A 23,548-nucleotide genomic window follows, 5' to 3' on the forward strand; every position below is an offset into this window, starting at 1 on the left:
GTTTTTTCTGAGTAATATCTTTATACTTTACTTAGAGTAGGAAATATCGGACAAAAGATAGATTTGCGAGATTAAGAGAGTTGGGTGAATCCCAATTATTCCGAATAAAAAACGCGGAAACACGGGAAAGAAAGGGCAACTAACATGGCTAAAGATAACGAATAAAATAGTGCAAAGACGCACTACAAGATGTATAAGGCCGGTAAAAAGTGGATGTTTGCCGGTTTGACAATGGTCTCGATGATTGCTGGTAGTGCCGCAGTTGCCACTGACACCGGTGATCTTAAGACGGGTGTTGCTGAGTTTGCAGACGATGCAATGGAGGCCGTTAGTAATATGGTGCATCTCGGCTCAGCATCGGCTGATACGGCTGCGACAAGTGCTTATCAATTGGTCGCCGGTTCTGCAGCGACGGTTGCTGATCCAAATATGAATCTTACAACAACAGATCAGATTGACAGCAACTTTACAGTTTACCAAAATGGTGCCGAAGTTGGACCAACTACTAGTGGTGCAACGACTTTGATTCCAGGACCGGGTACGAATGGAACGATTGCGATGAATAAGCAATTTAATATGACACACCCGATTTCGATGACTGGAACCGTTACGATTGGTGTCGCTACCCAAAGTAACGGGGCCGGTGGTAATACGACGGATTCGGGAGCTGTGCAAGCTGCCGGTAACGCACTTGGAATTACGTTTGCGGCTGCCGACCCAGCAAGTTTGGCACAGTTGAATGGAACGGCTGCCGGCCTTGGTGTACAAGCAACCTGGATGGGTTGGTGGATGTGGGACTGTGATGGCAAAATCACTACTGGTGATCAACGTGATGGTTACGCGACAAAGTCAATGGCCGTCCAAACAACTGATGCAGCCGGAAGTAACCTGACGACAACTTCTGTTACACCAATGTCGTTGAGTTACCTGGGTGCCGGAAACTATGCGACAACAGCGGGACAATCATTGGCTGGTAATGCGATTACATGGACGATGGCGTGGACACCAACTACAACGACATCAACATCAGCAACTGGTACGATGACGTACACAATGGTTGCGGCAGATGGTACGAAGTTGGGAACTGTGTCAACGACGCAAACCCTACCACGTAATCAAGCGTTGGGACTGAACGAAAAGACTGGTTGGGCATGGTCAACCACGAAGGCCGGTGTGCAAGCTGGTAGTTTCACGGCCGCTCAGCAAACCATGACGGTTAACTATACGGGTATGCCATCATCAATGGCTAGCACGGTATTGACTGGAAACGTTGGTGATTCATTTGGTGTGAACGATACGACCGCTGCGATTAATATGGCTGCACCAGCAGTTTCAAGTTACGTAGCTAACGCACCAACTACCCGTTTGAATGCCACGGCAACGTCGATGACGCTTATCTACACGGCCGATGCTGCTGTATTGTCATCAGGCATTGGCACGAACGCAACGAGTGTGGCACCAGAGTCTGCCACTGCTTCAACAGCTGCTTCGATTGCAGCGTCAATTGCGGCAACTGCAGTCGGATCGAATGGGTCATATTCATCAGCCGTGACGTCATATCAGACGGCCACGACGTCAGCAACAACAATTATCAATTCAGCTAGTGCGGCTATCTTGTCAGCATCGACAGCTGCAGCCGTTGCCGCTTCAAATGCCGCATCAGCTGCTAAGGCTGGGGATGCAACCGCCGCCGCTTCATACACTTCAGCTGCGTTTGCTGCTTCGACAGCAGCATCGACAGCGGCTAGTGCTGCGTCGGTCGCTACGGCTAATTTGAGCACGGCCACTGCTGATTTCAATAAGGCAACTTCAAGTGCAGCTAGCTCAGCTGCAACATCAGCTGCAAGTACCGCAAGTAGTACATCAACGGCGGTTTCAAGTGCTAGTTCAGCAAGTAGCGTAGCCACATCAGTTGCAAGTTCAACTGCAACGGTTTTGAGTAGTGTGGCAGCAAGCAGCTCAGCTGTTTCTTCAGCCGTTGCCCAAGCGCAAGTGGTTGTGAACAGTTTGTCTGCTTTGTCATCTGCCAACGCTTCAAATGCGGTGATTAGTTCAGCGGTTGCAGCCGCTGCAGGTGATTTAACTAAGGCTAAGTCAGCATCAGAAGCTGCATCAGCTGCCGTTGTCGCTGCGACGACGGCTAAGACAAACGCCACGTCACTAGCAGGTGTTGCATCGACTGCTAATGCCGATGCTGCAAAGCAAAGTAGCTTGGCTGCCTCATATGCTGCGGTTGCATCAAGTGTCGCCAGCGCTGGGGATGCTTCAGCTGCATATAATGCAGCCGTCGCCGCATCGACCGCTGCCGCTAGTGCATCAACCGCCGCTAGTTTGGCTAGTTCTGCTGGCGCTGGTGCGTTAGTACAGTCAACGGCCGCAGCAAGTGCATTGGCGCAAGCCTCTGCTGCTCAAACGACGGCCGCTAGTGCACTAGCTGATGCACAATCACAATTATCAACTGCGTCATCAGCTGCCACACAAACCGCGGCTGATCAATCAGACGCAACTTCATACTCAGCTGTTGCTTCAAGCGCAGCAGCCGATGCTAAGACAGCAGCGAACGGCGCAAGTAGCGCAGCGACATCTGCGGCCACAATGGCTGATACAGCTGGATCAAGTGCAGCCGCAGTTGCAACCACAGCCGAGAGTGCAACAGCAGCCGCTGCCAAAGCAAGTTCATTAGCTGCTAGTGGGGATGCGACAGCTGTTTCAGCCGCAACCACGGCAAGCAGTGCCGCTAGTGCTGCAAATGATTTGGCTTCAACAGCTGCAACAGATGCTTCAAATGCAAGTAGTTACGCCGCTGATGCATCAAGTGCTTCAGCCGCAGCAAGTTCAGCTGCCTCACAAGCGGCAACGCAAGCTAGTCTTGCATCAAGTGCCGCTGCAGCCGCAAGTTCATTGGCCGCAGCCGGGTTGTATGACTCAGCGTCAGCTGCCTTGACGACGGCCTCTGAAGCTGCAACCGCAGCTGCAAACTTCAAGAGTACAGCAGCCGCTGAATCAACGGCCGCAGCAACAGCGTTGACGAATGCGTCGAGCGCCTCAACGGCTGCTTCAAATGCGTTGACTTCAGCAACTAGTTTGGCGTCACAAGCCGATATGGCTGCCTCAGTGGCTGCTGCAGCAGTTGCAACATCAACTGCAAACGCTGTTGCGGGTACAACAAGTACCGCAGTTACTTCAGCACAAACAGCTAATACTGACGCATCGGATGCTGCATCAAGCGCTCAGGAAACGGCTGATAACGCCTCAACCGCAGCGCAAGTTGCCGCTGACCAAGCGGCTAAGTATCCTGACAATGCAGCCGTTGCATCTGCTGCTAGTGCTGCATCAAGTGCGGCCAGTGTTGCTGCAAGTCAAGCAACTGTTGCTTCTGAACAAGCTTCAACCGCAGCCAGTGCTGCTAAGGAAGCCGCAGATCAATCAGCCGCTGCAGCCAGTGCTGCAAGCACGGCTGCCAGCGAACTTGCCATTGCAAGTAGTGCTGCGGCTGCCGGTGGCTCAGTTGCCGCAAGTAATGCCGCCACAACAGCTTCAAACGCAGCTAGCGATGCTGCAGTAGCGTCAACTGCTGCTCAAACAGCGTCAACCGCCGCCAGTGAAGCGGCCGAACAAGCGTCAAATGCAGCCGGTGCTGATCAAGCGGGCCAAGATGCTGAGAATGCAGGTAGTGCTGCAACGTCAGCTTCAAGTTATGCTAGCGAAGCATCATCAGCTGCTAAGACTGCAACGTCAGCGGCTGCAGTAACGTCATCAGCCAATACAACGGCGACAAGCATTGCTGACGCCTTGGCTTCTTTGACGAGTGATTCACAATACGCAAGTAATGCGGTTCTTGAATCAACCGCAGCTGCTGCAAATTCATTGGCAAGTGAAACATCATCAGCTAATACGGCGGCACAATCAGCCGCCAGTGAAGCAAATGCGCAAAGCACTGCTGCCTCAAATGCTGCTGACTTGGCATCAAGTTACGCGAGTGATGCTGCCGAATACGCAGCCGCCGCAAGTAGTGCCGCTGCAGCCGGTTTGACATCATCAGCCGCTGATCTTGCGGCCAAGGCGTCATCAGCTGCTAGTGCTGCGGATGCACAAAATTCAGCAGCTTCAACGGCTGCAGAATTGGCTAAGTCAGCTGCTGACGTTGCGACGTCGGCAGCAACGGTCGCTTCGAACGCTGCATCAACAGCGCAAATCGTTAATGATGCAGCTAAAGCAACAGTAGATTCAATGGCTGCAAATGCTTCAGTAAATGAAGCTAATGAGGCCAGCCAATCAGCTGCAGATGCCGTTACAGCCGCCAACCAAGCAACGACTGACGCGTCAGATGCTGCTTCAAATGCGGCAGTGGCTGCATCAACAGCAAATTCATTGGCTGTTAGTGATTCACCATATGCAGATAACGCTGATGTCCAATCAGCTGCGAGTGCCGCCCAATCAGCTGCCACAGCCGCTGCAAGCGCCTCATCAGCTGCAAGTAGTGCTGCTGAAGTTGCGAAGGCACAAAGCGAAGCCGCAGCATCATTGGCTAATGATGCTGCTAATGCAGCGTCAACGGCATCAGAAGCCGCAAGTCTTGCTGCAGAATTGGCCGCCTCATCTGGTGCGGATTCTGCGACTGTTTCGTCAGCTGCCAAGGCTGCTAGTGAAGCAGCAGTTGCCGCTGATGCTGCTGCCCAAAGTGCTGCCAAGGCTGCCGCAACTGCGTCAACCGCCGCCGCAACTGCACAATCGCAAGCTGATCAAGCAACTTCATTGACGGCCGTTGCGAATAAGGAAGCAGCTTCAGCCGACAGTGCTGCTGCTGCGCAAGATGCCAGTGCCGCCAGTGAGGCTGCAAGCACGGCTGCGTCATTAGTTTCTCAGTATGCTGATAATGCTAAGGTTTCTGAGGCCGCAAGTACTGCCGCTAGTGAAGCCGCAGTTGCTAGTTCGGCTGCTGCAGTTGCTAGTTCAGCTAACGCCGTCGCTCAGTCGGATTCATCAGATGCTGCTACGCAAGCTAAGGCTGCCAGCGACGCAGCATCAGCTGCCCAATCGGCCGCTGCCGCAGCAAGTAGCGCTGCTGCCGCTGGAGATTCAGCTGCCGCGGCGAGTGCCTTCGCTGCCGCTAGTTCAGCTGCCGCCGCTGCAACCGCAGCGGGTGAGGCCGCAAGCAATGCCGCCAAGGCTGCCAGCGACGCAGCATCAACGGCTTCAACGGCTAATGAAACGGCAAGTTCAGCTTCTCAAGCAGCGTCAACTGCGATGAGTGCAGCGTCAACTGCCGCAACTGGTGACCAAGCTGGTCAAGATGCCGAAAATGCTGCTAGTGATGCAGCTGGTGCATCAAGTGATGCTGCAGGCGCCCAAACAGCAGCGTCAGATGCTAATGACGCCGTCGAACGGGCCACAACAGCAAGTGAGTCAGTTGATCAAACTAAGACAAATATTGATAAGTTGGCATCTGATGCGTCATATGCATCAGATGCAATAATTAAGAGTGCTGCTAGTGCTGTGGCAAGTTTAGCAACGGTTGCGTCAGATGCTAAGTCGACGGCTGTTAGCGCTGCTAGCGATGCGGCTAGTTATGCGACTGCTGCATCGACTGCCGCTTCAAACGCGACTGCTGTGGCAAGCTTAGCAGCTTCATACGCATCAGAAACTGCGAGTGCTGCATCGGCTGGTGATGCCAGTGCTGCCTCATCATATGCCGCATTAGCATCAACCGCTTCAGTTGCCGCTGCTCAGCAAAGCGCCGCTGCAACGACTGCTAGTGAGAATGCTTCGACAGCAGCATCAACGGCTTCAACTGCCGCTGATACAGCTAGCTCAGCAGCATCAACGGCAACACTTGCACAAGAAGCTGCACAAGCCGCTGCAGATGAGATTGATACAAATGCTGCTTTGGCAACAACGACAGCCGCATCTAGTCAAGCTGCTGAAGCGGTAACAAACATCAACAGTCAAGCTGATGTCGCTTCAACTGCTGCAGCCAATGCTACTGAAAATGCCACAAAGGCTGCCTCACTAGCATCGCAGTATCCAGATGACAGTGCGGTTCAATCCGCTGCATCAATGGCAAGTTCACAAGCCGCAACGGCAAGTAGCGCCGCGACGGTTGCTAGTTCTGTGGCTAGCGCTGCCAGTGAAATGAACGCGACTGTTTCAGCTGCTAACTCAGCAGCGAACGCCGCTGCCGATTCAGCAACGGCTGCAAGCACCGCTGCTAGTGCTGCAACAACAGCAACACAGGCTGCCGCGGATGCAGCCGAAGCTCGAAGCGCAGCCGCTGAATACGCAGATAATGCCACCGCATCAGAAGCTGCAAACACTGCGGCATCAGAAGCAGCTAAGGCTGCCAGTGCCGAAACATCTGCAAGTAGTGCTGCTGCTGCCGGAGATCAAAGTACCGCTGCATCATATGCGGCGATTGCCTCTTCAGCCGCCGCCGCCGCTGCTACAGCTACTGATGCTGTGAATGCCGCAGTTGCTGGACAAGCCGGTGACATGGTTACTGCTGCGACAAGTAATGCAGCAGACGCAACGTCTAACGCCGCAACACAAGCAAGTGAAGCAGGTGAGACGGCGGATTCTGCAAACGCGAAGAATGAACAAGCTACTGCTGATCAAGCCGGCACGCAGTCTGATGCGGCCACTGCAAGTGAGGGCGCAACTAATACAGCAAGTTACGCTTCAGCTGCATCGTCTTCTGCATCAGAAGCGACGAGTGCTGCTAAGACAGCGTCAGCCGCTACTTCAGCTGCTAAGGCGGCGAGTGAGTTGTACCCTGACAACCAAGTGGCTCAAAGTGGTGCATCAGAGGCTGCTAAGCAAAATGCCATTGCATCATCAGAAGCTGCGATTGCGCAAAGTGCCGCTAAGGTTGCTTCAAGCGCTAACGTAACGGCTCAATCTGCCAGCGCTGTGGCGTCATCAGCAGTTGCGGCTGCTAATTCAGCCGCTTCGGTTGCTTCTTCAGCAAATACGGTTGCTTCAAGCGCCGCTGTAGCAGCAAGTTCATATGCGAGTGCTGCTGCAAGCGATTCAGCAACTGCATCGTCATTGGCTGAAGCTGCGCAGTCAGCTATGTCAGCAGGTAATCAAGCTGCTGCCGCCTCGTATGCGAAGTTGGCAAGTTCGGCGGCCGCTGCCGCCGCAACTGCGAACAGCAACGCGACGCAGGCTAACGCAACAGCAAGTAGTGCAGCTGCAGTTGTTAGCTCCGCTGCTGATACAGTTGCAGCTGCTAGTTCAGCCGCATCAAGCGCTGCCAGTGCAGTTAATGATGCTGTTGCAACCCAAACGAATTCAAGTGCAGCTGCTGGTTCTTCAACGGCTGCGAGTGGTGCCAGTGATGCTGCCAAGGCAAATTCAGCAACGAAGTCAGCTGCCGATAAGGCGTCATCAGTTGCTGCATTAACAGCTGTCGTTTCTAAGGCAGCTGAAACAGCTAAGACGGCTGCTTCAAGCGCTGCTTCAAGTGCGGCTGCAAGTGGTGACCAAAGTGCCGCCGCTTCATATGCCGCCGCTGCTAAGAGCTTAGGTGATCAAGCAACGTCAGCTGCAGCAACGGCTGCATCATATGCGACGACAGCCAGTGAGGCTCAAACAGCAGCCGATTCGTTAGCTGCCGTTGCGTCAAGTGCCACGGCTGTCGCTGACCAACTCGCTGCTAAGGCTGCCAGTGCTGCCAAGATAGCTGAGCAGGCCAGCGCCGCCGCTACATCAGCAAGCACGGCAGCCGACCAAGCGATGACCGCTGCCACAAGCGCCGCCGAGGTTGCAAGTGAAGCTGCCAGCGCTGCTGATAAGGCCGCAATGGCTTCAGCTGCGACGGCAGCTGATAATGCAACCTGTCAGACGAATACAACAACAACTAACACGGTTGCTCCAGCAGAAACAACTGGTGCAAATACGGTGGTTAGAACCGTTGTGGTATCCGATGGTCAAGATGGTGGAACAGTCACGTCAACAGCCTACGATGTAACCGGTGCGATAACAGGCGCTGGTATGGTGACGGGTGCTGACACAACGCTTGGCTCAACCAGCGGACAAACAACACCATTGTCTTTGCCATATGCCGGTCAACGCATTGTAGATTTGCAGTCAGTGCCAGTTGGTATCGATGAAGATAACCCAACAACAGGTACGGGTGACAACAACGAAGCTGATTTTTCTAAGGCTGCAATGGCTGCCGAAATCTCAGCAAGCTTGCTCGCCTTGGCCTTGGGTGCTTGGTTTGGTCTACGTAAGAAGAATGATTAATCGCATGATGTAAATGAAAGGGGTGAATCCACTAGTAACTAAGTGAGATTCATCCTTTTTTCGTGCTTTACAAAGTAAGGTAAAGCTGACCATAATGGCAGATAGAGAAAATTGTTTTCGAAGAGATTTAAAGGAGGCAACCTGAGTGGCGACAGCGCTAGAAACCTTGAAACAAACGTTTGGCTATGAGTCCTTTCGTGATGGTCAAGAAGAAATCATTAATGCCGTAATGAACGGCGAACGAACACTGGGAATTATGCCGACGGGTGGCGGAAAGTCACTGACTTACCAAATTCCAGCTTTGATGCTACCAGGGATAACAATTGTCATTTCACCGTTGCTATCATTGATGAAAAATCAGGTTGATGAGCTTCACGAGGCTGGTGTGCCAGCGGTGACGTTGAATTCGACACAAAATGACGACGAGTACCGCGCCGCAATGAACAGCTTGTTGAATGAAGATGCAAAGTTGCTGTACATGGCACCTGAACGTCTCGGCAGCGAAGGAACGTACAACTTGTTGAACCGCTTGCCGATTTCACTGGTTGTGATTGATGAAGTACACGTACTTTCGCAATGGGGTCATGATTTTCGACCAAGTTATCTGGCAGCAGTTGGCTTGATTAACAATCTGGAGTCAGCGCCACGTGTGATGGCGTTAACGGCCACGGCGACTGAGCGTGTTCAGGCCGACTTGGAAGAGATGCTTCACATTCAGCACACCGTCCGAACAAGCGTGGTGCGTGATAACCTAACCATTCGTATGGAAAAAGGGTTGAATAAGAAGGGCAAAGAAGACTTCATTAAGACTTATATCAAGGAGCACCGTGGCGAATCGGGGATTATTTATGCCCCAACGCGTAAAACGGTTGATGCACTTACTGAATCGCTAACGGCTGTTGGCATCAATGCAGTTGGTTATCACGCAGGGATGTCGGATGAAAAGCGTGCGCAAGCTCAGGACGATTTCATCTACGATCGCACCGATGTCGTGGTTGCAACTAATGCGTTTGGTATGGGGATCAACAAGTCGAATGTACGCTATGTCATTCACTATGGTATTCCGGGTTCAGTTGAAGCGTATTATCAAGAAATTGGTCGTGCGGGTCGTGATGGCTTGCCGTCTGAAGCGATTTTGCTATATGCTGCGGCTGATTTGCAGACGCAACGTTTCTTTATTGATAATAGTGATAATCAAACGCCAGAATATCAAAACTTGCAGCGTGTAAAATTTCAGGAAATGGCTAACTACGGTGCCACACAAATGTGTTTGCAACGTTATATTACCCGTTATTTTGGTGAAGATACGCCGGATTGCGGTCGTTGCTCAAACTGCTTGGATACGCGTGAAGCGGTGGATATCACAACTGATGCACAAAAGGTTTTGAGTCACGTTGTTCGCATGTTGAAGTCACGTGGCGGTGAGAATGGCTTTGGTAAGACGGTTACAGCTGAAACGCTTCGTGGTAAGGTGCCTGATAACTTTGCGTGGGCGAACCTGGATCAATTGCCAACGTTTGGCATTTTGCGTGGAACCCCACGCGTGCACATCATTAGTTTGATTGATTATTTGATTGCAGAAGGGTACCTACGTGTCACTGGCCAATATGCAGGGTTGACGTTAGCGCCTGATGCAATGGCTGTTTTGAAGGGCGAACGTAAGGTGATGCGTCGTCAAGACATCCGCTCAATTGGTGATCGTGTGCGAGCTGGCTCACCAAGTACACGTGATGATTTGGACGAGCAACAACGCGGCGTCTTCGAAGCGTTGCGTCAATGGCGTTTGGAGTTGGCGCGTGTGACGGAAATTCCGCCGTTCATCATTTTTAATGATCGTACTTTGGTGGAATTAGCCAAACAACAACCGCTTAACGATGCGGAACTGATGGCTGTTTCAGGAATTGGTGAAGCAAAAGCAGAGCGCTATGGCACTGATGTATTGCGTGTCATTGCTGAAAGCAAATAGAAAATAAAAAGGGTCGCCTAGACTTTGCAACACGCAAGTCTAGGCGACCCTTTATTTTTAATGATTAAGCAACTTCAACAGCGATGATTTCAACTTCCATTGAAGCACCGTTTGGAAGTGGTACTTCAACTTGGTCGCCGACCTTCTTACCCATCAAAGCAACTGCGATAGGTGATTCGTTAGAAATCTTACCCTCAAGTGGGTTAGCTTCAACGGCACCAACAATCGCGTAAGTTTCAGGCTCTTCGTCAGGCAATTCCTTAAACGTAACCTTCTTACCAACTGAAACTTCATCGTCAGCAATTTCTGATGAGTCGATGATGATGGCGTTATCAAGCATGTTTTGCAACGTGTTGATACGTCCTTCAACGAAGGCTTGTTCGTCCTTAGCTGATTGGTATTCTGAGTTTTCTGACAAGTCACCGAAGCTACGGGCGATTTGAATACGTCCAGTAATCTCAGCACGCGTCTCAGTAATCAACGTGTTTAGTTCTTCTTCAATCTTGGCCTTTCCTTCGACCGTCATTGGAAATGTCTTTTCTTCAGCCATGTTTCTGGCCTCCTATGCAAGTAAATTTTATTAGTTTAATAAGTGTGTATACCCGAAGGTTTCAAATGCTACATTACCACGGGTATACGCGTGTGTAAAGGTTCACAACGCTAAGAGTTAGTAATGCAATGAGTGACGTCGCTTTTCTTTCTCTGACCAACCCAATCCAAGCATAAAGAGCAAGAAGCCTAAGCTAACGATTGCGCTTATCTTGAAGTATGGGGCGGCAAACTTAAACGTGACTGTATGCTCACCTGGTTTCAATGGTACACCAATAAAGAACTTTCCGACCGTTACGGTTTCGGTTTCTTTGCCGTCCACCATAACATGCCAACCATCGGCATTAGGAATGGTGGTCATTAGCAAACCTTGTCCCTTTGGCATATTGATTTTACCGCTGATTTCAGTTTCAGACTCTTTCTTAACTTGCAGACCGTGTTCCTGAAGTGATTGCGCTTGTGACTTGATCAAATCCTTGTCAGCGCTGTAGAGTGAGACATTTTGTAACCACAAATCATCCTTCTTTAGAACGAACGTTAGGGTTTGCTTTTGACCCTTTTGATAAGCCGGAAGCGGCACAATAATTGTGTGGCGATGACTTGGCATCGTCGGCAATGCCTTACCGTTCAATTGAATTTCGACATTGTCATTATTCACGGCATCACCAAGCGTTAGATAGTAAGGATTATCAGTCGTTGGCGTGTAAGTTAGGGTCAGTGACGCAACTTGTTTTTTGTTTTCCTTCTTCAGATAGGCGCCGGTAATCGTTGCTGGCGCAGGCACATTAGCAGCGGTTGAGCTATCGAAGTTTTCGCTTTTAAAGATATCGTCGTGTTGGTAACCGATTAAGGCGTTCCAAAAATCGTTTTGATTGCGAAGGGGATCGTTGTCTTTGAACGTCACGTTAAGTGCATTTGTGTTCGCAGCAAATGCAATCGGTAGCGCGTATGGGTTCTCAGACAAAATCGCCGTCCCAGTGTACTTAGTCATTTGATAAGTACCGTTGGTGTCGGTACGCTGGTAGGTTTGCATATTAGTAGGCGTACCTGGCGTATTTGGTTCTACGCCAGATGGCTGCAATAGGTAACGCATGTCCAGCAAACTATCAGTCAACAAGGTACCACTGCTGTAGGCAATGTAATTATCGCCTTCTGGCTGGCCAATCGCTGCCATGAAATCACTTTGTTGGTGTTCCAAGGCAGAACTGAAAGTTGAGGCGCCATTGTAATGTCCTTGTAGCGGATCACCCTTGGTGCGTTGGAATGATTGGGCAACACGATAGAAATTATCCTGCTCGCTAGGCAAGTGCTTGGTAATCTTGTTTAAGCTCTTGATGTAAGTTTGATACTCAGTATTTGTCAGGTAGCTGAAATTATTCAACGTCCAAACGGTGCTGACGGTCATTTCACCAATCACAAGTAGACTCAAGATTGCTAACCACCAACGCGAACGACGTGATAAGGCATGCAATGCCAAAATCATGATAAAGAACGCATTACCAACTAAGAGTTGGTTAAATGTCAAAAAGTTTAGACTGTCGAGACGGTAGTAAAGGTACACATCGGTGGCGATTGCCAAGATAACGAGTGTGCCGATTTGTGTCCACGAGAAGCGTAGGGTTGGTGACCAGACCGAGGCTGCTAACCATAGCACCCAAAAACTAAAGACGTATGAGAAACGGTATGGATACCAAACTGGGAATTGGAACCCGTGCCACATCAAATCCAACGGTGCGTACATCATTGAAACAACTAGGAAAGCAGTCACAAGCAGAGCAGTGAGTCGCGTTTGCCAGCGAATCAAACGGTACGTAAAGAAGAACCAGAGAATGATAATTGGCAAACTACCGATAAAAATATTTGGCAGTCCTGAAGGCATTTGTTCGAAATTAAATGTCCCCAAGAACAGCTTTCCAAGAATATCGGGCGCTTGATATTCGAACTTCCAGCTCAGATTATCCAGCATGTGTTGGCCCTTACTGTTGAGCAAAGTATAACCAGTGGGTAACCAAACAATGGTTGAGAGGCCAATGCTAATGATGCTGCCAAAAATGAACTTGCTAGCGATGGTCCAACGTTCACGCAACGTGTATGGTTGCCAGAATAAACGCCAGAATACGTACAACACTAGGAATAGGCCGATCATGTAGGCCATATAGTAGTTAATAATAAAGATGGCTGTGAGTGGGGCGATAAATAGCCACGATGATTTACCATCCAAGTAGCGTTCAAAGCCGGCGATGATTAACGGTAGCAAAATCGCTGCGTCCAACCAAAGCAGGTTTAAATCATTCGCGACAAACCAGCCCATCATGGCGTATGTGACACCAAAAAGTGGTAAACGCCAACCGTTTTGCCAGCGCATCACGCGCAGCGCATAGCTAAAACTCCAACCGGCCAAGCCGTATTTTAGAACCGTAATCAACAAAATTGCGGTTGGCAACATTGTATTCGGAAATGGTAGGAGAAGCAGATTTGTTGGGCTGAATAAATAGTAAGTCCAGTCACCATATGTTTCACCACCCAGCCCCTTGGCGAAGCTATAGAAAATATTGGTTGGGTTGTGGAGAATGGTTTGACGGAAATTTTCAAAAAAATCAATATATTGTTGGCCTAAATCGACGGTTAAGATTGAACTTGAACCGAACGGTGCCATGTGACGAAAGCCGAAATAGCTAGTCATAATCAAGAGTGGTAGTAAGAAACTAACCCACAATGCTTGTGTTGATGACCGCCATTTCAATGGATTAAAACGTGCGAACATGATTGTTTTCTCCCCGAAATTCAGATAGTTCTATTAAACCATATTCTGCAGTCGTTTATTAGGGTTGCTTTTGGTTAAAATCCGACAAGGGTTAAGGTTTGTTGGTCCGGTTTTATGCTACAATTAAACAATTAGATTATGGAAGAAAGGGTCAAGTTATGCAGTCACCAAAGCGACGTGGCAATCGTCGGTCAAAGAATGGATCATTAGCTCGAATTCCAGCACGTTTGAATGTGCTGATGGGTATCGTGGTTTTGATGCTCGGATTATTGGGCTGGCGATTGGTTACCCTACAAGTTACAGATAGTGAAACGTATAAGGCAGCCGTTAATAATGCTGAATCAAGTACTGAAAAAGTAAACGTGCAACGAGGCATGATATACGACAGTACTGGTCAAGTGTTAGTTGCAAACAAGGGATCACAAGCGATTACGTATACGAAGCCAAAGGGTGTTACCGAAGCTGAGATGTACGATATTGCCAATGAAGTTGCCAAGTATATTTCAATTGATACTGATCAATTGTCATCCGGAAATTATGCAACGTACTACATTCAAGACGCGAAGCGAGCTGCGAAGGTCGTTAAGGCAAGTGGTACGAAGACGGTTCCAGGGACAGATGATTATGTTGATGCTTTGAAGTCTTACGTGCAAAAGCATGAGGCTAAGTTCCCATTGAGCGATAAGCAAAAGAATGCCGCCATGATTTTCCAAAAGATGGCTAATGCGTATTCTTTGTCAACGGTCTACATTAAAGAGACTGGTGTCACGCAAGAAGAAATCGCCAACATTGGTGAGCGTCAGTCAAAGATGCCTGGTGTGCGTGTCGGTATTTACTACACACGTGACTATCCACAAGGTGATTCGATTAAGGCGCTGGTTGGTTCAACGTCAACTTCTAAGTCTGGTTTGCCAGAAGATAGTGTTAATAAGTTGCTGACGGAAGGGTATTCACGTGACGATATTGTTGGAACGTCATACCTAGAAAAGCAATATGAAGACACACTAAAGGGTACGAAGGGTCAAGTCGAAGTTCGCACCGACAAGGACGGTAAGACGACTGAAAAGACGACTTACGCCGGTCAAGCTGGTGACAGTTTGACGTTGACCATTAACTCAAAGTTCCAAAATGATGTGCAAAGCATTTTGGAAAACAACATTCCAGGTGGTATGACGACAGGTGCGTATGCGGTTGTTATCAATCCAAAGACGGGTGGTGTTTACGCCACGGCCGGTGTTAACCGCGATAACGAAACGGGTAAGACGACGCCGGATGCCCTTTCGACTGTTAACCAAGCGAACGTTGTGGGATCTGTAGTTAAGCCAGCGATGATTACAACTGGCTTCTTGAACGGCACAATCACAGCTGAAAACAATACCATTGTCGACCAACCAATCACGGTTGCCGGTACGGCAACGAAGTCATCATGGTTTAACCGTAACGGAAGCGGTAGCATGCCGTTGACGGCTGACACGGCCTTGATGGTGTCATCTAACTCATACGTTATGCAATTGATGTTGAAGATGGGTGGTTTGAATTACTATCCAGGTATGAGTTTGGGGGCTTTGCCAACTAGCGTGTTCCAAACAATGCGTGATGGACTTGCCCGCTTCGGTTTGGGTGTTAAGACTGGTATTGATTTGCCAGGTGAAATTACTGGTGTGAAGGGTTCAACGGCCCGTGAAGATATTGGTAAGGCGCTGGACGAATCATTTGGACAGTACGACACGTTTACGACAATGCAACTTGCGCAATACGCTGCAACCGTTGCAAACGGTGGTTACCGCGTTCGTCCGCACATCGTTGCTTCTATTGAACAACGTGACGAATCGAACCGCGTTAAGACGCAGACGACTGTGCCAACAGAAGTGTTGGGAACGGTTGGCTGGACTGAAGCTGAGCGTAACTTGATTTGGAAGGGTATGGAAGAAGTTGTTCACAGTAGTTCTGGTTATGCCACTGGTACGCGTATGAAGAATGTGCAACCTGGTATTTATGCCAAGACTGGAACGGCCGAAACGACAACGAATGGTGTATCAACTTATACCAGTTCATTGATTTCATTCGTACCTAACTCTGATGTTGCCGTGGCCATCGTTGTGCCATCGGTTTACGAATCAGACGAAAACGTTAACCAACAAATTGCTATCCAAATCTATGAAGCGTTCTGGAAGGACGTTCAAGATTCTGGTTCAGCAACAAAGTAACTATGCTAAACTGATACCTATTAATAGGTGTCAGTTTTTTGTTAGGGAAGAGGGTGGCAAAATGATTGATAAGAATGAAGCGCGTGAGATGGCTAAGGCCAATTTGGCGAAGTTGTCTGACATGCAACGAGCAGCGGTGATGCAACAGTTAACGCGTGCAGTGACTGCGTTGCCGGCTTGGCAGGAAGCGTCATCGGTCGCTTTAACCTTGTCGCAAGATGTTGAATTGCCAACGCAACTCTTGATTCAGACCGCCTTATTACAAGGTAAAACGGTGTATTTGCCAAAGGTCGCACCACAGCGACAACTCACATTTATTCAAATCGATGAGTCAACCGAGTATGAACGCCACAGATTTGGTATGCTAGAACCAATTGGGGAACCGCTTGGGGATGTTTCGACGCTCGATTTTATCTTGGTCCCCGGTTTGGCTTTTTCAGCAGCTGGCGATCGACTTGGGTTCGGCGGTGGTTACTATGACCGTTGGATTCCAAAAACGACCGGCGCAAAAATTGCGGTGACGATTCCAGATAATTACGTACCAACCCCAACTTGGGACATTGAAAAAACAGATCAACAGGTGGATGAAGTGATTGTTTTGCCACCTGCTTAAGGAAGAAAAGTATGATAGCAGAATTTAAACGCGCTTTTAATGCGACACCCGCAACCAGTGCCTTGGTGGCATTTATGGTCGTGGTGTACCTCTGGGAAGCTTTGATTTCGCAGAGTTTTACCATTAGCTCCCGTGTTTTATATGAAACAGGTGCGCAGTTCGGACCAATCGTTCTTCATTATGGTGAATGGTGGCGGTTGCTGACGGCAGGCTTTTTACACGTAACCGCTTCGCACTTAATCTTCAATATGATTACGTTGTACTTCATCGGACGCTTATTGGAATTGGAAATCGGTCATTGGCGTTTTCTAATTCTTTTCCTCGCAACGGTCATTAGTGGAAACTTGATGAGCTTAGCGTTTGGTGCGATGAATGTTATTTCAGCTGGTGCATCTGGTGGTGTGTTTGGCTTATTTGGCGCCATTGTTAGACTGGGCTTGATGGACAAACGACGAGCCTATTGGCGTAGTCAGGCGAAACTGATGACCACCTTTGTGTTGTTGTCAGTCATCTCAGCGCTATTTACGCCAGGGATTGATCTGGCAGCCCACATCGGCGGACTAGTTGGTGGATTCTTAATTGTGCCGGTACTTATTTCAGGTTTTCACTATTCAGGCCTGTTCAAGATCGGTGGTGGCCGACGAGCACTAGCATTGTTGGTGTACTTGGTGTTGATTGCCGTATTGGTCGGTATTGCACTGTTACGAAAGTAGGGGATAGATATGCAAACATTTTTAGACGTCCTAAACTTGTTGAAGAAATATGATATCTACATTCACGTTGGAAAACGCCTATGGGATATTGAGTTAGCAGCAATTGAAATCGACAATATGTATAAAGCTGGCCTACTTGATGCGAAGGAATATGCGCAAATCAAGTTGGTATTAAGGCATGAGCACGAGTTAGAAGAGAAGCAAGAAAGACTGCTATAATAGTATTGAAAACGTTTTCAATAAAACACTTGTTTTAATTCAGAAATTCGTTATAATAAATAATGTTGAAAGATAAGAAAGCGATTACAAAATATTTTTGTGAGAATGACGAGGAAAAATCATGGCTAAAGATAAGCTAATTGGTGTTGACCTTGGTGGTACGACTATCAAGTTCGCCATTTTGACTGCTGAAGGAGAAATCCAACAAAAGTGGTCAATCCGTACAAACATTTTGGATGAAGGGTCACACATCGTACCTGATATCATTGATTCAATTAACCACCACTTGGACTTGTACCAATTGGACAAGGATCGCATCATTGGTATCGGAATGGGTACACCAGGAACGGTTGATCTTGAGAACGGTACTGTTAAGGGTGCCTTCAACTTGAACTGGAAGGAAACACAAAACGTTCGTGAGCAAATCGAAGCTGGAACTGGTTTGCCATTGACGATGGACAACGACGCCAACGCTGCCGCATTGGGTGAGCAATGGCGTGGTGCCGGAAACAACCAACCAGACGTTGCCTTCATTACGTTGGGAACTGGTGTTGGTGGTGGATTGATTAACGATGGTAAGTTGATCCACGGTGTTGCTGGAGCCGGTGGTGAGGTCGGTCACATGATCGTCGAGCCAGGTGGATACTTGTGCACATGCGGTAACTATGGTTGCTTGGAGCAATACGCTTCAGCTACTGGTGTTGTTCACTTGGCTCAAGACTTTGCAGAAGCCTACGTTGGTAACTCAAAGTTGAAGGCTATGGTCGACAACGGTGAAGAAGTAACGTCAAAGATTGTCTTTGACTTGGCCAAGGAAGGTGACTACTTGGCAAACGAAGTTGTAGACAAGGTTGCTTACTACCTTGGATTGGCTTCAGCTAACATCTCAAACATCTTGAACCCATCTTCTGTTGTTATCGGTGGTGGTGTTTCAGCCGCAGGAAAGTTCTTGTTGGATCGTGTTGAGAAGAACTTTAAGCAATTTGCCTTCAAGTCAACGCGTGACGTGACTGAAGTTAAGTTGGCTGAGTTGGGTAACGATGCTGGTGCTTACGGTGCTGCTTCATTGGCCCGTAACTCAGACCGCGTTATTGCCTAATTAAATAGAGCAAAAATATAGACGAGAATCAGCGATGGTTCTCGTCTTTTTTTGTCGTGGTTTTGGAGTGGCCGTGTGTGTGTCGACGCGTTGCGCCGAGGCATGGGATTTGGTTGGGGTGGCGGTGCTCCGTCCTGCAATATAAGCTGGTGGCGACGGAGTCCCATTCTCACTAAGCCTCAGCGTATTTCCGCGCCTGTCGGCTCGAAATCCACTGCTGCTAAGTGATAATTGGTGCTCCTGTCCTCGCTTGGTCACCGGCTAATATCGCAGGAGCTCCGCACCACCACCCCAACCAAATCCCATGCCAGCAGCTAAGATGTTCTATCCTGTCTAAGATAATCATGCACCAGAAACCAAATGGGCGAACAGTTCAACCTGCGGTAAAGTGGTGGATGTAACTCAAACAATCAGAGTATTACTTGGCTGCTGTGCTTGGCCCCGCCACGCGTATAGACACGTGCAGACCTTGACCCGCAGGTGTGGGTTCTTAGCGGGTTTCCGCTTAGAGCAACGGGAGGTAAAGGAGCACGCGCCAACGGCGTGGACTCCGCTCCCTGCAGGTCATGGTCTGGACGTGTTAGCGTGCCCTAGAAGGGGCCAAGCACTCCGGCCGTCAGGACGGACACTAACCACAAACTAAGCTGATCTGTAACAAACTTCCCAGAAAACGATGTAATAGTTGTAACAAACAGCCTGAAAAGTAATGAAAACACGAAAAAAGTTATTTTCAGAGTGGGGACTGTTTTTGAAGTAAATGTGAACACCGGAACAGTTGTGCCGAAATGACGCTGTTTATATGCAAATCAAATATGACCAATTTGTGCGTTACACGTTGTTTAGTCGCTGTTATATAACTGTTACGCCCCGTCGGTATTATTAATCATGTTGCTAGGGCAACGCATAACTAATACAAATTAAATCTTATTAAAACAAAGAAACAAACGCTTATATGAGCGACAGATAATTGGGGAGTTAATCATGCAAAACGTAAATTCACGCAAGAAGATGTACAAGTCAGGTAAGAACTGGGTAGCCGCAACGGTTGTTGCTGCAGCTGCTGCCATCGTACCAATGATTTCAACTGAATCAGCATACGCTAACGAAGAAGTGGCACAAACGACTTCATCATGGCGTGCAAAGACGGTTGATCAAGTGGTTGAAGCCGTTCAAGCCGCAGGTCAAAAGTACACGGTTCAAGCTGGTGATACGTTGTCAATGATTGCTTCAGCTACTGAATTGACTGCAGAAGAAATCGCTGCAGCAAACAACATCAACGACGCTAACTTCATTGTTATCGGTCAAGAAATCAACTTGACGAAGGAAGTTGCTGAAGAAGTTGTTGCTTCAGAAGCACCAGTTGCCGAAGAAGCTGCAGTTGAAGTAGCGCCAGTTGTTGAAGAAGCAGCACCTGTTGCTACTGAAGAAGTTGCCGTTGAAGAGGCACCAGTTGCCCAAGAAGCACAACCAGCAGCGCCTTCATACAACGCTGACTACACTGCTGTACCAGGTAACTCATACTACGCTGGACAATGCACGTGGTACGTTAAGAACCAATTGCCATGGGTTGGTAACTTCTGGGGTAACGCCGCAGAATGGGCTAACAACGCAACTTACGCTGGCCGTGTAGTTGACACGAACCCAGCTGTTGGTACGGTTGCTGTTATGATGCCAGGTGTCGCTTACGCTTCATCATACGGACACGTGGCTGTTGTTACGGGTGTTAACGGTGACATGATCACAATCTCAGAAATGAACGCTAAGGGTGAATTCGTGGTTTCATCACGTACTATCCCTGCAGCAGGTGTTTTGTTCATCCACTAATTTGAAATGTATTGCATACGGGACATTGTCATCAATGTCCCGTTTTTTTGTTATCGTGATGTAACTTACTTGATATACGTACTTGCTATTATAGAAAGCATACGAGGCTCAGTCGTTGGACTGGCCAAAAACGTACAAAAAGGGAATATAAACAATATGATTAACTCTAAGATGAATGCTATGGCTAAGGGAATGGGAGCTGCCGCTTTGGTTGCCGCTGCTGCGATTTTGCCAATGACGAACTCAAACACTGCTGTATCAGCCGACGATAACGCAAAGCCAGCTACGGACGCTGCTTCATGGCGTGCAAAGACGGTTGACGACGTTAAGGAAGCCGTTAAGACTGCTGGTACGACTTACAAGATTCAAGAAGGTGATACGATTGACACAATCGCACAAGCAACTGGCTTGAAGGTTGATGACATCGTAAAGATGAACAACATCACGAACCCTAACTTGATCATCGTTGGTGAAGAGATTCGCTTGAACGGTTCAGTTGCACCTGCACAATCAAGTGCTGCAGCAGAACCAGCTCAATCACAAGCTTCATCTGCTGCGTCATCAGCACCAGTTGCTTCTGCAGCGCCTGCACAAACGTCAGTTGCAACTGCACCTGTTTCAACGGGTTCATTCGCTGATGCCGTTAACGCATTGAACGCAATCCGTACGGCTGCTGGTTTGTCACCAGTTTCATACGATGCTTCATTGTCAGCAACTGCACAATACCGTGCCGACATGATGGCAGGAAACGTTGACGCTGCGCACTTTGCACAATCATACGGTCACGAAGTTGTTGCTATTGGCTTCGGTGCTGGTTCAGCCGCTGTTAACGCTTGGTATGCTGAAACTGGTATGATCGACAACGGTTCACACCCACACACGCGTTGGGTATTGGGTTCATACTCACGTGTTGGTTTCGGTTACAACGCTGCTACTGGTACGTTCGTTGCTGAAGCGCAATAATTGAAGAAAAATCAAAGTCTGCCTAAGGTTGGCAGACTTTTTATTTTAGGTTTGATAGAATAGTACTTGACTGAAAAACGAAATGGGGAATTTAGTAGTATGTTGCAAGCATTGTTTGTCATTGTATTGCTTTGGATTCTTTGGACGGTTGGTACATTGGTATGGACGCGCGTAACGTTGAAGCGTGCGGCATCACTTTTGAACTCTGAAGAATTCGAAGCACAAAGTCGCGGTCACCAATTGATCGATTTGCGTGAGCCAGCTAAGTTTAAGGCAAAGCACGTGCTTGGTGCACGTAACATTCAATACGCTATGTTGAATGAAAACCACAGTGCTTTGCGTCAAGACAAGCCAGTCTTTTTGTATGATGAAAACATGCAAATGGCTGCGCGTATGGCGCGTAAGTTGAAGAAGGCGGGATACAACGATATCTACGTCTTAAAGAACGGTTTTGGTTCTTACACTGGTAAGACTAAGATTAATTAAAAAAATACCCACTTACATTAACTGACGATGTTACGCCGGCTCATGTAAGTGGGTATTTGTTTATATCTTTAGATTAGAATCGTGCGCCGTGAGAGTGAGCAGCCTTACGAGCAGCCTTGCGCTCAGTCTCCTCAAACTTAGCCTCTTCTTCTTCCAAAGGCTTAACAGCAACCTTGTGGAACGTGAAGGCCGCAGCGGCAGCAGTTGCTAGCGTACCAGCAACACCAGTCAAGATCCCCAAACCAAACTTCTTCATGATGTGGTTCCTCCATATATTTGTTAAGATAAGTTTAACATATTTTAATTGAGTTTAATAACTGGGGTTTCTTGAAATGCAGATGAACAAATCATTAATTATCGCCCATCGGGGTGATCACACGGCTGGCCGCCTTGAAAATTCATTACCAGCTTTTGCTTCTGCAATTCAATTAGGCGCAGATGGCTTAGAGGTTGATGTGCAATTATATGAGGGTCGCTTAATCCTAAAACATGATATTGATGACGAGATGCCACCAGTTGTGGATGATTTTGCATCATTTTTGGCGTTGGTAAAAGAAACGAATTACCAAGGCCTATTGTTGATTGAGTTGAAGGGCAAGCGGGGCGCAACAGAATTGTACCGTGAGTTGCAATCAGCTGAAATAGACGCACCAGTAATGTTGCAATCATTCCAAGTGAATGCTGTTAAAACGTGGCGCCATCTTGACGCAACGATGCCGTTAGGGCTGTTGCAACATCGGCCTAACCGTTTAAGTCGTCAACTGTTTCACGACGGTGTAATTCAAAATAACAATTTGGATTACCGTTATTTACCGTTTGTCGTTGCACGTGCTCGGAAAGCGGTCACGTATTGGTGGACGCCGACAATGGCTTGGGCGTTGCGATTGATGTTCATCGGGCGGGTTGCTGGTGTGATTACGGACAATGTACGTTTGGCCCAACAAATTAGAGATAGAGATGGAAAGTAGTATGGATAAGTTGATTGTGATTGTCGGTCCGACTGCGGTTGGGAAAACCGCTTTATCACTAGAACTAGCAAAGAAATTTAACGGTGAAATTGTATCGGGTGATTCGATGCAAATTTATCGTCAATTAGATATTGGGACAGCCAAGGCGACGTCCGAAGAACAAGCGGTCGCACCACATCATATGATTGATATTGCTGACCCTGCTGAACATTATTCAGCGGCGCGCTTTGTGCGTGAAGCACAGGCTGCGATTGCGGATATTACAGCTCGTGGCAAAATGCCAATTTTGGTTGGTGGTACTGGCTTTTATGTCCAAGCGTTGCTAGGTGACCGTCCGCTGGCTGAGGTGGATGACATTACGGATGAGGCGTTTATCGAGAAGTGGACGGCAATTGCTCATGAGCAGGGCGAAGCAGTTGTGCGTGATGCTTTACGTGAATTGGATCCGGTTAGTGAAGCGCGCATTCTGCCAGGACAAATTCGCCGTCTAGTCAGAGCGCTCTTAGTTAGTGATCACACTGGCAAGCCTTTTTCAGAACAGCAGCCTGAGCCAAAGCGTTTGTATGATGCCTATATCATCGGGTTAACGACGGATCGACCAGTTTTGTACGAACGGATTAATACCCGTGTGGATGCGATGATTGCGAATGGCTTGCTTGAAGAAGCGCGGATTGCGGCAACGTTGCCAGAAGATAGTACGGCTAAGAAAGCAATTGGGTATAAGGAATTGTTTGGTTACTTAGACGGTGTCGAAACACTTGAGCAAGCGAGTGAAGCGTTGAAGCAAGCCTCACGTCGTTATGCAAAGCGTCAAATGACATGGTTCAATAACCAGTTCACTGACATTCATTGGTATGACTTGGTACAAAACATCGCGACACTAAAGACGATTGAAAGTGACGTCGCGGGGTTTGTGTCAGAATAGCTGAC

General features: G+C 48.4%; 14 protein-coding genes and 1 pseudogene. 12 read left to right on the forward strand and 3 right to left on the reverse strand.

Translation table 11 applies throughout. The features are described 5' to 3' along the window. Positions 1-180 precede the first annotated feature (180 nt). Positions 181-8,247: pseudogene (locus C6P11_RS02275) on the forward strand (KxYKxGKxW signal peptide domain-containing protein); the annotation flags it as partial. Between the two features lie 145 nt (positions 8,248-8,392). Further along, the gene (gene recQ, locus C6P11_RS02280) at positions 8,393-10,213 is read left to right on the forward strand and encodes a DNA helicase RecQ (RefSeq protein ID WP_135518267.1); all 1,821 of its coding nucleotides are present in this window, start codon (positions 8,393-8,395) and stop codon (positions 10,211-10,213) included. Between the two features lie 64 nt (positions 10,214-10,277). Here recQ and greA read toward each other — a convergent pair whose 3' ends face one another. Further along, positions 10,278-10,763, reverse strand: coding sequence for a transcription elongation factor GreA (gene greA, locus C6P11_RS02285; RefSeq protein ID WP_056973122.1), 486 nt, complete (start codon positions 10,761-10,763; stop codon positions 10,278-10,280). Between the two features lie 117 nt (positions 10,764-10,880). Continuing rightward, positions 10,881-13,526 carry a YfhO family protein gene (locus C6P11_RS02290; RefSeq protein WP_135518268.1) on the reverse strand — a complete coding sequence of 882 codons (2,646 nt, stop codon included), beginning with the start codon at positions 13,524-13,526 and terminating at the stop codon, positions 10,881-10,883. A 158-nt stretch (positions 13,527-13,684) separates the two neighbouring features. Here C6P11_RS02290 and C6P11_RS02295 point away from each other — a divergent pair, with 158 nt between their 5' ends. The 8 genes from C6P11_RS02295 (at position 13,685) to C6P11_RS02330 (ending at position 21,650) form a co-directional block, all read left to right on the forward strand. Continuing rightward, entirely contained in the window at positions 13,685-15,733 is a 2,049-nt protein-coding gene (locus tag C6P11_RS02295; protein WP_135518269.1) for a peptidoglycan D,D-transpeptidase FtsI family protein, read from the forward strand. 61 nt (positions 15,734-15,794) lie between these two features. Then, positions 15,795-16,346, forward strand: coding sequence for a 5-formyltetrahydrofolate cyclo-ligase (locus tag C6P11_RS02300; RefSeq protein WP_245299735.1), 552 nt, complete (start codon positions 15,795-15,797; stop codon positions 16,344-16,346). Between the two features lie 11 nt (positions 16,347-16,357). Then, on the forward strand, positions 16,358-17,059 hold the full coding sequence (locus C6P11_RS02305) for a rhomboid family intramembrane serine protease (RefSeq protein ID WP_135518270.1): 702 nt from the start codon (positions 16,358-16,360) through the stop codon (positions 17,057-17,059). A 9-nt stretch (positions 17,060-17,068) separates the two neighbouring features. Further along, complete coding sequence (locus C6P11_RS02310) at positions 17,069-17,278, forward strand: YqgQ family protein (protein ID WP_003609265.1); 210 nt, start codon at positions 17,069-17,071, stop codon at positions 17,276-17,278. Between the two features lie 121 nt (positions 17,279-17,399). Beyond that, positions 17,400-18,377 (forward strand): ROK family glucokinase, encoded by a 978-nt coding sequence (locus tag C6P11_RS02315; protein ID WP_003609264.1) that lies wholly within the window; start codon positions 17,400-17,402, stop codon positions 18,375-18,377. Positions 18,378-19,358: 981 nt separating this feature from the next. After that, entirely contained in the window at positions 19,359-20,201 is an 843-nt protein-coding gene (locus C6P11_RS02320) for a KxYKxGKxW signal peptide domain-containing protein (protein ID WP_135518271.1), read from the forward strand. A 156-nt stretch (positions 20,202-20,357) separates the two neighbouring features. Then, positions 20,358-21,164: a CAP domain-containing protein gene (locus C6P11_RS02325; RefSeq protein WP_167849510.1), complete on the forward strand. Its 807-nt coding sequence runs from the start codon at positions 20,358-20,360 to the stop codon at positions 21,162-21,164. A gap of 99 nt (positions 21,165-21,263) precedes the next feature. Continuing rightward, positions 21,264-21,650, forward strand: coding sequence for a rhodanese-like domain-containing protein (locus C6P11_RS02330; RefSeq protein WP_135518273.1), 387 nt, complete (start codon positions 21,264-21,266; stop codon positions 21,648-21,650). Positions 21,651-21,723: 73 nt separating this feature from the next. On the opposite strand, the gene C6P11_RS02335 is transcribed toward C6P11_RS02330, so the two are convergent. Further along, positions 21,724-21,906 carry a DUF3042 family protein gene (locus C6P11_RS02335; RefSeq protein ID WP_003609255.1) on the reverse strand — a complete coding sequence of 61 codons (183 nt, stop codon included), beginning with the start codon at positions 21,904-21,906 and terminating at the stop codon, positions 21,724-21,726. 76 nt (positions 21,907-21,982) lie between these two features. On the opposite strand from C6P11_RS02335, the gene C6P11_RS02340 reads away from it, so the two are divergent. Continuing rightward, positions 21,983-22,618, forward strand: coding sequence for a glycerophosphodiester phosphodiesterase (locus tag C6P11_RS02340; RefSeq protein ID WP_135518274.1), 636 nt, complete (start codon positions 21,983-21,985; stop codon positions 22,616-22,618). 1 nt (position 22,619) lies between these two features. Continuing rightward, positions 22,620-23,543 (forward strand): tRNA (adenosine(37)-N6)-dimethylallyltransferase MiaA, encoded by a 924-nt coding sequence (gene miaA, locus C6P11_RS02345; protein ID WP_135518284.1) that lies wholly within the window; start codon positions 22,620-22,622, stop codon positions 23,541-23,543. Positions 23,544-23,548 lie beyond the last annotated feature (5 nt).

This window comes from Weissella confusa, assembly GCF_004766315.1.
GTDB classification, from domain to species: Bacteria; Bacillota; Bacilli; order Lactobacillales; family Lactobacillaceae; genus Weissella; species Weissella confusa_A.